Origin of the sequence: Streptomyces sp. NPDC101151 (genome assembly GCF_044768335.1) — a bacterium.
GTDB lineage: Bacteria > Actinomycetota > Actinomycetes > Streptomycetales > Streptomycetaceae > Streptomyces.
In genome coordinates this window covers 42,010-55,658 of the sequence record NZ_JBIWPP010000039.1, presented here as the reverse complement: position 1 = coordinate 55,658, position 13,649 = coordinate 42,010, and the positions used below count along the sequence as shown (strand labels likewise).

Below are 13,649 nucleotides of genomic sequence, written 5' to 3'. Positions count from 1 at the left end.
CAGGGTGCTTGCGCAAAATGCATGCGCGGGTCAATCTATACGCTGAACGTATGGATCACGCTGACATCGACCTGCGCCAGCTCCGCTGCCTCGTGGCCATCGTCGACGAGGGCACCTTCACCGACGCGGCCATCGCCCTCGGCGTCTCCCAGGCGGCGGTCTCCCGCACCCTCGCCTCCCTCGAACGGGCCCTGGGCGTACGGCTGTTGCGGCGCACCTCGCGCGCGGTGACCCCGACCGCGACCGGACTGCGCGTGGTGGCGCAGGCCCGGCGGGTGCTCGGTGACGTGGCCGAGCTGGTCCGGGAGGCCACCTCGGGGCACGAGCGGGTGCGGATCGGCTACGCCTGGTCGGCGCTCGGCCGTCACACCGTGGCCTTCCAGCGTCGCTGGACCGCCGCGCACCCCGACACCGACCTGCACCTGGTGCGGGTCAACAATCCGTCCGCGGGCCTCGCCGAAGGCGCCTGTGACCTCTCGGTGGTCCGCAGGGCGCTGGACGACCGGCGCTTCGAGACCGCCATCGTCGGCCTGGAACGGCGCCTGTGCGCGCTGGCCGCCGACGACCCCCTGGCCAGACGGCGCTCCGTCCGGCTCGCCGACCTCACCGGCCGCACTCTCTTCATCGACCGTCGTGCCGGCACCGCCACACCGGATCTGTGGCCGCCCGGCATCCGGCCGGCCGTCGGGGAGACGCACGACGTCGACGACTGGCTCACCGTCATCGCCGCGGGACGCGGCATCGGTGTGACGGCCGAGTCCACCGCGAACCAGTACCCGAGACCCGGCATCGTCTACCGGCCCGTGCGCGACGCCGAACCCGTCGCCGTGCGCCTCGCCTGGTGGCGGGACGACCCGCACCCGGCGCACCAGGCCGTGCTCGAACTGCTCACGGAGCTGTACCGGACGGGCTGAGCCGACTCGGCGTCCTCTTCGAGGGCCTCGACGTGTTCATCCGCTCCATCCCGGACAACCGCGCCACCGCAGTCGGCCGGACCTCCGGAACGGGCCGCTCCGGTGCCGTGTTCGGCCCGTGACTCGGCGGTCAGTTGCTCGCGGTGGGCAACGACGAGGGGGTTTCACCGCCTTCGCCTGGCCGGTGTGTCGTCCATGGTCTTCATCGGCATCGCGGCCCTGCGCCCGGCCCGGAGGCCGGAGCGCGGCGGCGCCGAGCAGCAGGTGAGCGCGGCCCGGTGACCGGAAGGGTGCCGCACCCGGAATCCGGGTGCCCGCGGTTTCACCTCTCGCCGGCCGGCTCCACGTCCAGTCCCGTGCACGCCAGCTTCCCGCCCGCCTCGGCACACGCCTCCACCCCCCGGGGCGAGCGGACGGCGAGCATCGGGCTGGTGCGTCCGGCGGTGTCGTCGGCCGGATAGCTCGCCGACAGCACGTCCTGCCCGGCCCGCACCGACACCTCCCGCGCCAGCGGTGAGCGCATCCCTATCTCCGACCACGCGGTGCCGCAGGCGGGGGAGTAGCGCAGCCGGACGTCGTAGCCGCTGTCCGTGACCGTGCTCCAGGTCTGCGCGTCCCGGGAGCACACCGAGGTGTCGGGCAACTCGCCCTGACAGGAGCGTGCGTGGCAGCGGGGCACGGTCAGCAGCGTCTGCGCGGCGGGAGCGGGGGTACCCTGCCGTCCGGACACGGTGACGGCGGTTGCCACCGCGGCGGCCGTGCCGAGCAGCGCGAGCGCGGACAGCGGAAGCCATCGCGAGCGGGGCCTTTCCTTCTCCTTGGGTGGATGCGGCGCGGGCCGCTCCCCGGCCGCCTCCCACAGGGCCAGTACGGCGGCGGGGTCGGCGCCGGCCAGCCGGCTGAGTGCCTCCACCGCGGACCGCGGGGGCCGCTTGGTGCCCGTCAGATAGCGGTGCCAGGCCGACTTGCTGTACGGGGTGCGCGCGGCCAGTGCCGCCAGGCTCAGTCCCGTACCGTCCTTCAGCTCGCGCAGTCTCACCACCAGTGGCTCGTCCGGCGTGGTCGATCCTTGGGGGTGCCGCATCGTGCGTCCCTCGACTCCCGTTCCGCTATGGGCGCTTTCGCCCCTGTTGTCGGAATGATTTCCCTGGAATCGGGGTCCGCAACACCTGATGAGGTAGGAGGAAGGTGAGGCACGCACGAGTCGAAGGCCCGTTCGAGGAAGGGGAGTTCCCGAACGGACCTTCGACGGTCAGGCCTTACGGCGGTCCGTGGCGGTCAGCACCACGGGACGGCGCGTCCGGTGCGGACGTAGTGGGCGGAGACGTAACCCCGGTGGTGGGGGAGCCGGTACCAGGTGTGATTGCCGTACACCCAGGAGCCGTACCTCTTGCAGCTGAGCGTCAGCAGCCGGTGTGCGTGCCGATGCCCGATCACCCGGTAGTAGGTGCCCGGGCCGGAACGGACGTTCAGCCGGGCGCCGTGCGTGGAGACACGACCGAGCACGGGCAGGCTCCCGCGGTACGACATGCTCTGTCCGGCCGCCCGTGCCGTTCCCGGCACGAGGAAGTGGTGGACGCGGCGGATGTGGTGCCGGCGGTGGTGCGCGCGGTGCGTGACACGCTTGGCGTGGTGGTGGCGGTGCTTGGCGTGGTGCGCCGGGTACTGGGCGGCGGTGACGGGCGCCGGGTGCGAGGCCGTGGCGGCGCTCGCCGGGGCGGCCCCGGCCGCCGTCGGCAGGAACGCGAACACCGCGACCGTGGCCAGCAGGCCGCTCTTGAGAGTCCGTCGGATCATGGAAACCTCCGGCTGTCGTTCTCGTGACCACGAAGGGTGATCACGACAGCCATCGTTGCCGTGACGGACCGTCAGGATGCCGTCCCCGCGTCCCGTGGGACACCGGGGACGTTCCCGGGGACGGACGCCCTCCCCGCGGATCGGCCCGTCTGGTCATCCGCCGGCAGGTGTTCCACCGTCGTGTCCGTCTCCGTGAACGTCCGGGTGACGTGCCGCGAGGGGGTGCATCCACAGAAGGCTCTGTCCGGGCAGAGGGTGCCTTCAGCGACTTGCTTGAGTTGCGCAACGAGACAGCAGACTCGCGGGCATGTCCACGGAGCCGCTTCCCAACGTCCCCCGGCCTCGCCCGAGGTCATCGAGATCGAGCGTGCGCTGACGTGTATCACCTGCCCCGGCACCCGTGCCCGCCGGCACGAGCGGCTGATGGCGTCGGCCGGATTGACGCTGGACCGGGCCGCGGTGGCGCTGTTGCGGCAGGTCGCCGACTCCGAGCCGCTCCGGCCCGGGGAGCCGGCACAGCGGCTCGGCGTGGAGGCCTCCCATGTGACGCGGACCGTGCAGCAGCTGCCGCACGGGGTACGTCACCCGCGTCCCCGACCCGAACGGCCGCAGGGCCCGGCGGACCGGCTCGCCGACGCCGGCCGGCGTTCCGTCGAGCGGGTCCGGGAGGCCGGCGCCCGGGGGATGTGGCTCGCCCTCGGCGACTCGGAGCCCGAGGAGCTGCGGCAGCCGGCCGTGCTCTTCCGCCGCCCGGTCGACGACTTCCTCGCCTGTGCGGTCGACGAAGAGTCCGGCCGGGAGGCCGACGCCCCCGCGGCGACGGCGTGACGGCGACGGCCCCGCCGATCGTTCCGAAGCGGTCTTCCCGGCCTCTACCGTCGAGTAATATCCGGCGGCAGGTCACCAGAGGAGGAACCGTGCCCCGGTCCGAACGCTCGCCCCTGCTGCTCGCCGGCCTGCTGGCCGTCGCAGGGGTCGCCCACTTCGCCGCCCCGCGGCAGTTCGACGCGACGATTCCACGGATGCTGCCGGGCTCGCCCAGGGCATGGACGTACGGCAGCGGGGCCGTGGAGCTGGCCCTGGCGGCCGGGGTGGCCGCGCCCCGGACGCGCGCCGTCGCCGCGAAGGCGGCCGCCGCCTTCTTCGTCGGGGTGTTCCCCGCCAACGTCAAGATGGCCGTCGACTGGCGGCACCGGCCGGCGCCGCAGCGCACCGCGGCCCTGGCCCGGCTGCCCCTCCAGCTGCCCCTGGTGCTGTGGGCCCGTGGGGTCGCCCGCAACGGGGAGGGACGGTCATGACCGAACGTATCGAGGTCGGGGACAAGATCGAGGACTTCACACTTCCCGACGAGACCGGCACCCCGCGCAGCCTCACCGAGCTGCTCGTCGAGGGGCCGGTGGTGCTCTTCTTCTACCCCGCCGCCCTGACGGCCGGCTGCACCGCCGAGGCCTGCCACTTCCGCGACCTCGCCGCGGAATTCTCCGCCGTCGGCGCCCGCCCGGTCGGCATCAGCGGCGACAGCGTCGAACGGCAGCAGGAGTTCGCCGGCCGGCACACCCTCGGCATGCCGCTGCTCTCCGACGCCGACGGGGCGGTCCGTGAGCGGTTCGGGGTCAAGCGGGGCTTCACGCTCGCGCCGACCAAGCGGGTCACCTTCGTCATCGCCGAGGACCGCACGGTCCTGGAGATCGTCCGCAGCGAACTCCGGATGAACACCCACGCCGACCGGGCGCTGTCCGCGTTGCGTACCCATAAGGGGTGAGACCGGCCGTCCCCGCGCTTGATGCCCCGGAACAATCGCATCATCCTTGGGCATATGGAGCGAGTCGCGGCGGCGGCGATCATCGATGCCCAGGGCAGGGTGACGGGGTGGAGCGAGGGCGCCCGGCTGCTCACGGGCCGATCGGCGGAAGAGGTCGTCGGCCGGCCCGCGGCCGACCTGCTCGCCGAGGACGTACCCCCCTCTGCCGTCACCGCCGAGGCCGGCACCCTCGCCCTGCGGCACCGCGACGGACACCGGGTCGAGCTGTCCCTGACCGCCTGCCCGGTCCTCGGCGCCGACGGCGCGCCGGCCGGATACGTGGTCACCGTCGAGCCACCCTGTCCGCCCAGCTCCGAGCTGGCCGCCCAGGCCTTCCAGACGGCCTCCATGTCCATGTCGGTCTTCGACCTCCAACAGCGCTATCTGCGGGCCAACGACGCCGCCTGCCAGGTGATCGGCGTGTCCGAGGAGGATCTGGTCGGCCGGTTCTACCCGGACACCGTCGATGACGGCGAGCACAGCCGGGTCTTCACGCGCCATCTGCGCCAGGTCGCCGAGACCGACCGGCCCGTCCACTACGAGAGCTTCACCAGTGCTCCCGCCCTGACCCGGGAACACGCCTGGAGCATCGAGATGTGGCCGCTGCGGGACGACGCGGGCGAGCCGACCGCCGTCGCCCTCGCCGCCTTCGACAGCAGCGAGCAGTACTGGGCCCGGCGCCGCCTCGCCCTGCTGAACGAGGCGGCCACCTGCATCGGCACCACCCTCGACGTGGTGGGCACCGCCGAGGAACTGGTCGAACTCCTGGTCCCGCAGTACGCCGACTTCGCCAGCATCGACCTGCTCGACTGGGTCCTCGGGGCGGACGAGCCGCCGATGATCCCGGACGGCGGTGTCGCGCTGCGCCGCGTCGCCCACGGCTCCACCCGCGAGGGCAGTCCGGGTGCGGCCCTGAATCTGGGTGAGACGGAGGTCTACCAGCCGTCCTCACCGCCGGCCCGGGCCCTGCACGAGAGCCGGGCGGTACTGGCCCACGCCGGTGAGCCGGCGTTCGATCAGTGGCTCGGCGAGCGCAACGCGCGCTCGCCCGAGGGCCGCCCCTACCGCGTGGGCGTCCACTCCATGATCGCGGTACCGCTCCGCGCCCGCGGCACCACCCTGGGCGTCGCGGTATGCGTCCGTCTGGCCCACCCCAACGACTACGGCCCCGACGACGCCGTCTTCGCCGAGGAACTCGCCAGCCGCGCCGCCGTCTGTGTCGACAACGCCCGCCGCTTCGCCCGCGAACGCACGACTGCCCACGCCCTCCAGCACAGCCTCCTGCCGAGGGGGCTGCCCGGACAGGCCGCGGTCGACGTCGCCCACCGGTATCTGCCCTGCGGGTCGCTGGCCGGCATCGGCGGCGACTGGTTCGACGTGATCCCGCTCTCCGGCAGCCGGGTCGCCCTCGTCGTCGGCGACGTGGTCGGCCACGGCATCCAGTCCTCGGCGACCATGGGCCGGCTCCGGACGGCCGTACGCACCCTCGCCGACGTCGACCTGCCCCCGGACGAACTCCTCACCCATCTCGACGACCTGGTCACCCACCTGGTCTCCGACGAAAGCGGCGAGGAGGTCGCCGAACTCGGCGCCACCTGTCTCTACGCCGTCTACGACCCCGTCTCCCGGCGCCTGTCCATGGCGGCCGCCGGCCACCCGGCCCCCGCCCTCGTCCTGCCCGGCGGCACCCCCGAGTTCGTCTCCATGACCGCCGGACCGCCTCTCGGGGTCGGCGGGCTGCCGTTCGAGGCGACGGAACTCGAACTGCCCGAAGGCTCGGTCGTCGCCCTCTACACCGACGGACTGATCGAGGACCGCGACCGGGACATCGACCACGCCACCGACGAACTGCTCCGTGCCCTCGGCGCACCGGCCGACTCCCTGGAGGCGCTCAGTGACAACGTCCTCAAGGCCGTCATGCCCGAACAGCCCACCGACGATGTCGCGCTCCTCATGGCCCGTACCAGGGCGCTCGGCGCCGACCGCATCGCCACCTGGGACGTACCGCCCGACCCGGCCGAAGTGGCCACCTTCCGGCAGGCGGCCACCGAACGACTGGCCGCCTGGGGGCTGGAGGAGGCCGGATTCGTCACCGAACTCGTCGTCAGCGAACTCGTCACGAACGCCATTCGCTACGGCGTGCCGCCCATCCAACTGCGCCTGATCCGCGACCGCGCGCTCATCTGCGAGGTCTCCGACGGCAGTTCCACCTCACCGCATCTGCGCCGGGCGCACGCCTACGACGAGGGCGGCCGCGGCCTGCTGCTGGTCGCCCAGCTCACCCAGCGCTGGGGCAGCCGGCAGACGGGCAGCGGCAAGACGATCTGGGCGGAACAGCCGCTGCCCGACGCCTGATCACTGGAACGGGCAGCCCGGGTTCGGCGCGTCCTCGGAGAACGGGGAGCCGTGCGGCAGTACGTAGAGCACATCGAGGACCAGCGGGGTGTCGCCCAGATTGCGGCCGATGTGGACGTGGCCGGGACCGAACGGCTCCCGGATCGGCTCGCCCGTCCGGTACACGCCGTCCGAGGCGCAGGTGGAGTCGAAGTGGCTGAGGGTGCCCTGCTTCACGAACCCGTAGAGCGGACCGTCGTGGTAGTGCCATCCGGTGCTCTGGCCCGGTGGGATCGTGATCTCCCGCAGGGTGTAGTCGGTGCCGCCCACGGTGGTCTGGCTGATGATCCGGCCCGTCACCCCCGGCCCCGGCGGAGTCGCCCCGGCGGGGCCGCAGGTCAGAAGGGTGGCGGCGGTCACCGCGCCGGTGACGGCGGTGCGGAGTGCGGTGCGCATGCGGGAGCCTCCAGGGACGCGAGCGGGCTTCGCCGCGAACATAGAGGCAGAGCGGGCGCGTTGGGGGCGGAACCCGGTGATCCGGATTCATGCGGCCCCGCGCCCGGATACTTGAGTCAGTCCTGGCCGGCGTCGGCGGCGACCTGGGCCAGGGTGCGTCCGGTACGGACCGATCGGGCCCGGCGGGGATCCGGGCTGCCGTGCCCGTCCGCCCGGCCTGCGGGGCCCTTGCGGACCAGCAGCCAGGCCTCCTCCTCGTCCTGGGCGCTGCGGAAGCGGGTGAGGGCGTACTCGCCGTGCAGCTTGGCTCCGTGCAGCCGGAAGCCCGCGTGTCCGTGCTCCACCGACTCCGCGAAGTCCACCGGACGGCCCGCGCGGTCGTGACTGAGCGGCTCGTAGGTCCCGCGGTCCCAGACGATCACGGTGCCGCCCCCGTACTCGCCCTTCGGGATCACACCCTCGAAGTCCTCGTACTCCAGCGGATGGTCCTCGGTGGGCACGGCCAGCCGTCTGTCCCCGGGATCCGACGACGGACCCCGGGGGACGGCCCAGGACTTCAGGACGTCTCCGACCTGGAGCCTGAAGTCGAAGTGCATCCGGCGCGCGTCATGGATCTGCACCACGAACCGGGGCCGCCCACCCGGCGTGGCCGCCGGCTGCCCCGACGGCTCGCGGGTCCGCTCGAAGTCGCGCTTGCCCCGGTAGGTCCGCAGCCAGTCCTCCGTCGCCACGAGCGGCCCCCTTCCACGCGGTGACCTCACGGACCCCCGAGTACCCCGCTACGGGCCCGTCAGCCGCCGATGCCGTCCAACTCCGCGACCGCGTCCTCGGGGAGGAATAGAGAGGCCGCGGCGATGTTCTCGCGCAGGTGGTCCGGCGACGAGGTGCCGGGGATGAGCGCGATGTTCGGCGAACGGCGCAGCAGCCAGGCCAGGGCCACCTGCTGCGGCGCGGCGCCCAGCCGCGCGGCGACCTTCGACAGCGTGTCGGACTGCAGCGGGGTGAATCCGCCGAGCGGGAAGTACGGCACGAAGGCGATGTTCTCCACCGCCGTGCGCGCGACCAGGTCGTCGTCCTGCCGGTTGGCCAGGTTGTACAGGTTCTGCACCGTGACCACGGGCGCGATCGACCGGGCCTCCTCCAGCTGCGCGACGGACGCGGCGCTCAGCCCCAGGTGCCGGACCAGGCCCCGCTGCCGCAGCTCCGCCAGAGCGCCGAACTGGTCGGCGACGGAGTCCTCGTTCGGGGTGTCGATGTCGCCGAGCCGCAGATTGACCACGTCCAGCGCCTCCACGCCCAGGTTCCGCAGGTTGTCGTACACCTGCGCCTTCAGGTCCTCGGGATGCCGGGAGACGATCCAGCTGCCGTCGGCTCCCCGGCGGGCGCCGACCTTGGTCACGATGTGCAGACCGTCCGGGTAGGGGTGCAGGGCCTCGCGGATGATCTCGTTGACGACCACGGGGCCGTAGAAGTCCGCTGTGTCGAGGTGGGTGATGCCCGCCTCCACCGCCGCACGGAGCACCGCAACGGCCCGCGCCCGGTCCTTCGGCGGGCCGAAGACATGTGGTCCGGCCAACTGCATGGCGCCGTAGCCCATGCGGGTCAGGGACAGACCGTCGGCCGGGGTGACGGCGCCGCCGAGCTGTGCAGTCATGTCGTACCTCTCGTGATGTGCGTGGCCACCGGTAGCTCCGGTGTCCTTCTCCTTGTTCTCCACGGTGCGCCGGATGCGCCCTCGGGGGCAGTGCCCCCGTGTTCCTGGGAGTGACGGGGCCAGTCACTGCCACCGGTGCGGCCGTACGGTGGTGTCATGGACGGTACGAACGCGCTCGGCGAGTTCCTGCGCGCCCGCCGGGCGCAGGTCAGGCCCGAGGACGTGGGACTGCCCGGCACGGGCCTGCGCCGGGTCCCGGGGCTGCGCCGCGAGGAGGTCGCGATGCTCTCCGGCATCAGTTCCGACTACTACCTGCGCCTGGAACAGGGCCGCGACCGCAATCCGTCGGCGCAGGTCCTCCAGGCGATCGCCAGGGTGCTGCGGCTGGACGCCGACGCCACCTCCTACCTCCTCGGCCTGGCCCAGGACCGGATCGGGCAGGCGCGGCAGGAGCCTCGTGTCCGGTCGGCGCCGCGCCGGCAGCAGGTGCCCGCGGGCCTCCTGCAGCTCATCGACGGCTGGCCCCGCAACCCCGCCTACATCCAGAACCGGTACACCGACTGCCTCGCCGCCAACGCCCTCGCCACGGCCCTCACCCCGAACTACACGCCTGGCGTCAATCTGCTGCGGGCCGTCTTCCTCGACCCCGCCGAGCGCGCACTGCGCCGGGACTGGGACGACCTCACCGAGGAGGGCGTGGCCGCCCTGCGCGTCTACGCCGGGCCCGACACGGACGACCCGCACCTGCGCGACCTGGTCGGCGGCCTGTCCCTGCGCAGCGAACGCTTCCGCATGCTCTGGGCGCGGCACGAGGTGCGGCCCCGGCGCGGCCGCATCAGCCATCTGAGTCACCCGCAGGTCGGCGACCTGGACCTGCACTCGAACAAACTCACCGTGGACGGCACCGACGCACTCACCCTCGTCGTCTTCCACGCCGAGCCCGGCAGCCGCAGCGCGGAGCTCCTCGACATCCTCGGCAGTCTCTCCGCAGCCCGGCCGGGCGCCCCGCACGAGCGCGTCGAGGAGCAGTAGCCACTGTCGAGAACCACTGTCCAGGAGCAGGGACTAGTGTTTTCCGCCGGTCTGCGCCGCGTCCGGGGGACGCAGGCGGGGTGATCTGGAGTAGAGGGCCGTGACACAGGCCGACAGACCCGCGACGCACAGCAGGGCGGGGCCGGGACCGAGGTGCAGCAGCAAGGCGCCGGCGACCGCGCCGAGGAAGACACCGGAGATGGTGGCAAGACGTCGTGCCCGTGGCAGCAGCGGGTCATGGGGAGCGGCCGGGCGCCAGGACATGACGTCCACGAGTGCCTTGACCAGGGTGGTCTGCATGACGGTCGTGGGCATGTCCGGGATGCCTGCCTGAAGCATCACGCGGTTGCGCCATCCCATGGCGGCCGCCAGCAGGACGACGGCGAGGACGGTGATGTGCTCCGGTGGCGTTCGCCGCCCGCTCGTGCCGACGACGACCAGCCCTACGACCAGGACCGTCGTCGTCTCCACGGCGAGGGAGCGCGTGAGCCAGCGCCGTCCTTGACGGCGGAGTCGCCCGACGACGACGTGGGCGGTGGCGACCCCGAACGTGAACGCGGCCAGAGCCTCGGCGGGACGGGCGGTCGGTGTCCCAGCCTTCGCCAGCCCGAACCCGAGGAACAGGACGTTGCCGGTGGCCATCGCGGCGAACGCGCGCCCGAGACCGAGAAAGATGATCGCGTCGATGGAGGCCGCCGTCACGGTCAGCGCGAACATGACGACGGCGATGCGGACTTCTACGCGCGCCGGGTGACCGCTCACGTCGTCGGCGGCCTTCGAGCCGGTCACCGGTCGGTCGCGCTCTCGCCGTTACCCGCGGCCACCGTGTCCATTGCCTCTCCTTTCGGGTGCGCGGAGTTCATCGTCCGGTGACCTGCCGCGGTCCGCACCCGGAAGCGGGTCAACCGGCCCTGTCCCGGACCGCACCCGACCGTGTCGTCCACCCGAGCTCAGGGCTGCGGTGAGGCGAGCAGTGATCAACCGGAAAGGTGGGGGCGAGGGCAGCCGACGGCATGGGCGACGGCACGGACCGGAACACCGGGGCAGGCGGACGACCTGCCTCACGGGATGCCGCCCGACTCGCCGACGTGCCGCACACCGCGGTCTCCTTCGAGTTCGACGGCCGAGCCCGGGGCAACTCTGTCGCCGCGACGCTCCCTGGCTGACACGATTTCCGACAGACCCGTACGGACGACTTTCGGAGCGTGCATGACGACGGACAGGGCCACAGCCGAGCAGGCCTGGCAGACGGAGCGGGTCAAGGGCGTCGAAGTGCGGCCGACGGCCGGGCACATCGGCGCCGAGATCACCGGTGTCGATCTGGCCGGACCGCTCGACGACGCCGTGGTGTCCCTGATCAGGGACGCGGTGCTGCGCTGGAAGGTGGTGTTCTTCCGCGGTCAGCACCTCGACCACGCAGGGCACGTCGCCTTCGCCCGCCGCTTCGGCCGGCCGGTCGTGCTCGGCCGGCGCGGCAGTGCCTCACCGGCCGGATTCCCCGAGGTGGAGACCACCGCCGACCGCCTGGAGCTGGGCGGGCGCTTCGGCATGGAGCACGAGGAGTGGCTGCGGCGCCGCCGGCACACTCTGCTGCGCGGCTGGCACTGCGACCACGGCGCCCGCGTCGACCCGCCGGCCGCGACCGTCCTGCGCGCCGAGACCGTCCCGCCGTACGGCGGCGACACCACCTGGGCCAACCTGGCAGCCGCCTACGCCGGGCTGTCGGCGCCGGTCCGCGCCTTCGTGGACGGACTGCGCGCCGAACACCGGCTCGGCGTCGGCTACCAGCCGCGGCCCGGCGACGACGGGTACACCCGTCATCTTCTGGACCACCAGGTCGCCTCCGTGCACCCGCTGGTCCGCGTGCACCCGGAGACCGGGGAACGGGTGTTGTTCGTCAACGGCTACTACGTGGAGCAGATCACCGACGTCTCCCGCCCGGAGAGCGCGGCGCTGCTTGAGATGTTGCTGGAGCAGGCGGTGCGCCCCGAGTACACGGTTCGCTTCCGCTGGGAACCCGGCAGCGTCGCCTTCTGGGACAACCGGGCCACCATCCACCTGGCCCCCAGCGACAACGCCCACCTGGACTTCCCGCGGATCATGCACCGGGTGATGCTGGCGGGTGACGTACCGGCGGGCGTGGACGGCAGGCGCTCGGAGGCGGTGACCGGCACCGAGCCGGGCCGCTGGTGACCGGGAGCCGGGCGGTCGTACGAACACGACCGCCCGGCCCGGCAGGGCCGTCCTGACTGCGCGCGTGGCGTCGCGTGGCAGACGGCAGTCCGACGAGCGGCCCTAGCGGTATCCGCGCTTCTTCTGCTCGACCCAGACGATCGTAATGCTGACGAGCATCACCAGCGTTGCCGGAAGCGTCAGCCACAGCGGTATGCCCACGAAGAACGACACCACCAACGCGATGATGCCCACGAGTCCGGCGAGGCTCGCCCACATCTCGCGGTCGCTCATCGGCTGTTCACTCATGAATCCCCCTCTCTACGCCCGCTCCCCACGGGCGTCGACAGCCTCACCCCGTCCAACCGCCCGGATCCAGGTCCTGGCGGCCGGCGGGATCAGCCTTCCGGCCGCCACCCCAGGGCAGGGCCCAGCTTCGTCGCCAAGTCCGTGAGGATCTGGACGTAGTCCTCGTGCTCGAAGGTGAACGGCAGCGCGAACGCCACCTCGTCGACCTCGCGGAACGCGGCGTGCGCGTGCAGCCGCTCGGCGAGTTCACCGGAGGTGCCGACCAGGTCGGGGGCGAACAGAAGCCGCGCCGGACCCTGCGGGGAGGCCGTCCGCGGGAGACGCTTCGCCGCGTACTCCGCGTACCTGGCCCGCTGTTCGGGGCTCGCGGAGTCCGTGGGGATCACCACCAGGCCCTGGGAGACCCGGGCCGCGTCCCCGTCGGGATGGTGGGCGCGGAACGCGCGGATGTGGGACAGCTGGATCTCCGCGAAGTCCGCCGGTCCCTCTGGATCCTCGGCCTTGACCACGCTGCTGGTCAGGAAGTTCATGCCGTGCTCGCCCGCCCAGCGCGCCGAGCCGAGGCTGCCGCCGCCGTACCACAGCCGATGGCCCAGCCCGGGGGAGTGCGGCTGGACGACATCGTAGGTGGACTCGACATGCGGCTGCCGCCGTGTGCCCTCGACGCCCTCCACGCCGCTGACGCCGGTGACCGGCTCGCCCCGCACGAAGCCCAGCAGCCGCCGCACCCGCTCATAGCTGAAGTCCTCGGCGTCCGCGGTGTCCGGGTACAGGGCCTCCCTGATCTGCTCGTAGTGCATCGGCGGACCCACACTGACGCCTGGGTTCAGCCGGCCGCCGGACAGGATGTCCACGGTCGCCAGGTCCTCCGCGAGGCGCAGCGGGTTCTCCCAGCCCAGCGGGATCACCGCCGTACCCAGCTCGATGCGGCGGGTGCGCTGCGAGGCCGCCGCCAGCACCGCGACCGGGGACGAGATCCCGTTCTGCAGGTGCCGGTGGCGGACCCAGGCGCTGTCGAAGCCCAGCCGCTCGCCCAGCTCGATGATCTCCAGCGTGGACTCGTGCCCCCGGCCCGGGTCGGCCGCGTCGAACAGACCGATCGTGAGGAAGCCCAGCTTGCGCAGCGGGCGGGGAGTGGACGGCACGGCTCCTCCAGCGGTCGTACGTCGGCTCTGCCCCG

At 72.5% G+C, this 13,649-nt stretch carries 14 protein-coding genes and 1 pseudogene; 7 read left to right on the top strand and 8 right to left on the bottom strand.

All coding sequences use genetic code 11. The features are described 5' to 3' along the window. Positions 1–50: 50 nt before the first annotated feature. Positions 51–914, top strand: coding sequence for a LysR family transcriptional regulator (locus ACIRU3_RS39795; RefSeq protein WP_404067546.1), 864 nt, complete (start codon positions 51–53; stop codon positions 912–914). 322 nt (positions 915–1,236) lie between these two features. On the opposite strand, the gene ACIRU3_RS39790 is transcribed toward ACIRU3_RS39795, so the two are convergent. Both ACIRU3_RS39790 and ACIRU3_RS39785 read right to left on the bottom strand, forming a co-directional pair. Further along, entirely contained in the window at positions 1,237–1,998 is a 762-nt protein-coding gene (locus tag ACIRU3_RS39790; protein WP_404067543.1) for a DUF2690 domain-containing protein, read from the bottom strand. A 194-nt stretch (positions 1,999–2,192) separates the two neighbouring features. Further along, positions 2,193–2,711, bottom strand: coding sequence for a hypothetical protein (locus tag ACIRU3_RS39785; RefSeq protein ID WP_404067540.1), 519 nt, complete (start codon positions 2,709–2,711; stop codon positions 2,193–2,195). A gap of 307 nt (positions 2,712–3,018) precedes the next feature. Between ACIRU3_RS39785 and ACIRU3_RS39780 the strand changes: the two are divergent. From ACIRU3_RS39780 to ACIRU3_RS39765, 4 genes and pseudogenes are all read left to right on the top strand, one after another. After that, positions 3,019–3,539: pseudogene (locus tag ACIRU3_RS39780) on the top strand (MarR family winged helix-turn-helix transcriptional regulator). An 89-nt stretch (positions 3,540–3,628) separates the two neighbouring features. Next, positions 3,629–4,009 (top strand): DoxX family protein, encoded by a 381-nt coding sequence (locus ACIRU3_RS39775; RefSeq protein ID WP_404067537.1) that lies wholly within the window; start codon positions 3,629–3,631, stop codon positions 4,007–4,009. Continuing rightward, on the top strand, positions 4,006–4,473 hold the full coding sequence (locus tag ACIRU3_RS39770) for a peroxiredoxin (protein ID WP_404067534.1): 468 nt from the start codon (positions 4,006–4,008) through the stop codon (positions 4,471–4,473). The genes ACIRU3_RS39775 and ACIRU3_RS39770 overlap by 4 nt, the downstream gene beginning before the upstream one ends. 54 nt (positions 4,474–4,527) lie before the next feature. Further along, complete coding sequence (locus tag ACIRU3_RS39765) at positions 4,528–6,867, top strand: SpoIIE family protein phosphatase (RefSeq protein ID WP_404067531.1); 2,340 nt, start codon at positions 4,528–4,530, stop codon at positions 6,865–6,867. On the opposite strand, the gene ACIRU3_RS39760 is transcribed toward ACIRU3_RS39765, so the two are convergent. The 3 genes from ACIRU3_RS39760 to ACIRU3_RS39750 all read right to left on the bottom strand — a co-directional run bounded on the left by ACIRU3_RS39760 (position 6,868) and on the right by ACIRU3_RS39750 (position 8,956). Next, a complete protein-coding gene (locus ACIRU3_RS39760; protein ID WP_404067529.1) occupies positions 6,868–7,302 on the bottom strand; it encodes a cupin domain-containing protein in 435 nt (144 codons plus the stop codon). Positions 7,303–7,418: 116 nt separating this feature from the next. Further along, a complete protein-coding gene (locus ACIRU3_RS39755; protein WP_404067526.1) occupies positions 7,419–8,033 on the bottom strand; it encodes a DNA polymerase ligase N-terminal domain-containing protein in 615 nt (204 codons plus the stop codon). 59 nt (positions 8,034–8,092) lie between these two features. Beyond that, entirely contained in the window at positions 8,093–8,956 is an 864-nt protein-coding gene (locus ACIRU3_RS39750; RefSeq protein ID WP_404067523.1) for an oxidoreductase, read from the bottom strand. 156 nt (positions 8,957–9,112) lie between these two features. Between ACIRU3_RS39750 and ACIRU3_RS39745 the strand changes: the two genes are divergently transcribed. Beyond that, the gene (locus tag ACIRU3_RS39745) at positions 9,113–9,988 is read left to right on the top strand and encodes a helix-turn-helix domain-containing protein (RefSeq protein WP_404067520.1); all 876 of its coding nucleotides are present in this window, start codon (positions 9,113–9,115) and stop codon (positions 9,986–9,988) included. A 33-nt stretch (positions 9,989–10,021) separates the two neighbouring features. On the opposite strand, the gene ACIRU3_RS39740 is transcribed toward ACIRU3_RS39745, so the two are convergent. Next, positions 10,022–10,777, bottom strand: coding sequence for a YoaK family protein (locus ACIRU3_RS39740; protein ID WP_404067517.1), 756 nt, complete (start codon positions 10,775–10,777; stop codon positions 10,022–10,024). Positions 10,778–11,197: 420 nt separating this feature from the next. On the opposite strand from ACIRU3_RS39740, the gene ACIRU3_RS39735 reads away from it, so the two are divergent. Further along, positions 11,198–12,181, top strand: coding sequence for a TauD/TfdA dioxygenase family protein (locus tag ACIRU3_RS39735; RefSeq protein ID WP_404067514.1), 984 nt, complete (start codon positions 11,198–11,200; stop codon positions 12,179–12,181). Positions 12,182–12,283: 102 nt separating this feature from the next. Here ACIRU3_RS39735 and ACIRU3_RS39730 read toward each other — a convergent pair whose 3' ends face one another. Continuing rightward, positions 12,284–12,469, bottom strand: coding sequence for a hypothetical protein (locus tag ACIRU3_RS39730; protein ID WP_404067511.1), 186 nt, complete (start codon positions 12,467–12,469; stop codon positions 12,284–12,286). An 89-nt stretch (positions 12,470–12,558) separates the two neighbouring features. After that, on the bottom strand, positions 12,559–13,614 hold the full coding sequence (locus ACIRU3_RS39725) for an LLM class flavin-dependent oxidoreductase (protein ID WP_404067508.1): 1,056 nt from the start codon (positions 13,612–13,614) through the stop codon (positions 12,559–12,561). Positions 13,615–13,649 lie beyond the last annotated feature (35 nt).

Excerpts from the sequence above, each read along its gene's own strand:
- ACIRU3_RS39750 (WP_404067523.1), bottom strand. The coding sequence starts at position 8,956 with ATGACTGCACAGCTCGGCGGCGCCGTCACCCCGGCCGACGGTCTGTCC.
- ACIRU3_RS39765 (WP_404067531.1), top strand. The coding sequence starts at position 4,528 with ATGGAGCGAGTCGCGGCGGCGGCGATCATCGATGCCCAGGGCAGGGTG.
- ACIRU3_RS39730 (WP_404067511.1), bottom strand. The coding sequence starts at position 12,469 with ATGAGTGAACAGCCGATGAGCGACCGCGAGATGTGGGCGAGCCTCGCC.
- ACIRU3_RS39770 (WP_404067534.1), top strand. The coding sequence starts at position 4,006 with ATGACCGAACGTATCGAGGTCGGGGACAAGATCGAGGACTTCACACTT.
- ACIRU3_RS39785 (WP_404067540.1), bottom strand. The coding sequence starts at position 2,711 with ATGATCCGACGGACTCTCAAGAGCGGCCTGCTGGCCACGGTCGCGGTG.
- ACIRU3_RS39745 (WP_404067520.1), top strand. The coding sequence starts at position 9,113 with ATGGACGGTACGAACGCGCTCGGCGAGTTCCTGCGCGCCCGCCGGGCG.
- ACIRU3_RS39790 (WP_404067543.1), bottom strand. The coding sequence starts at position 1,998 with ATGCGGCACCCCCAAGGATCGACCACGCCGGACGAGCCACTGGTGGTG.
- ACIRU3_RS39735 (WP_404067514.1), top strand. The coding sequence starts at position 11,198 with ATGACGACGGACAGGGCCACAGCCGAGCAGGCCTGGCAGACGGAGCGG.
- ACIRU3_RS39795 (WP_404067546.1), top strand. The coding sequence starts at position 51 with ATGGATCACGCTGACATCGACCTGCGCCAGCTCCGCTGCCTCGTGGCC.
- ACIRU3_RS39760 (WP_404067529.1), bottom strand. The coding sequence starts at position 7,302 with ATGCGCACCGCACTCCGCACCGCCGTCACCGGCGCGGTGACCGCCGCC.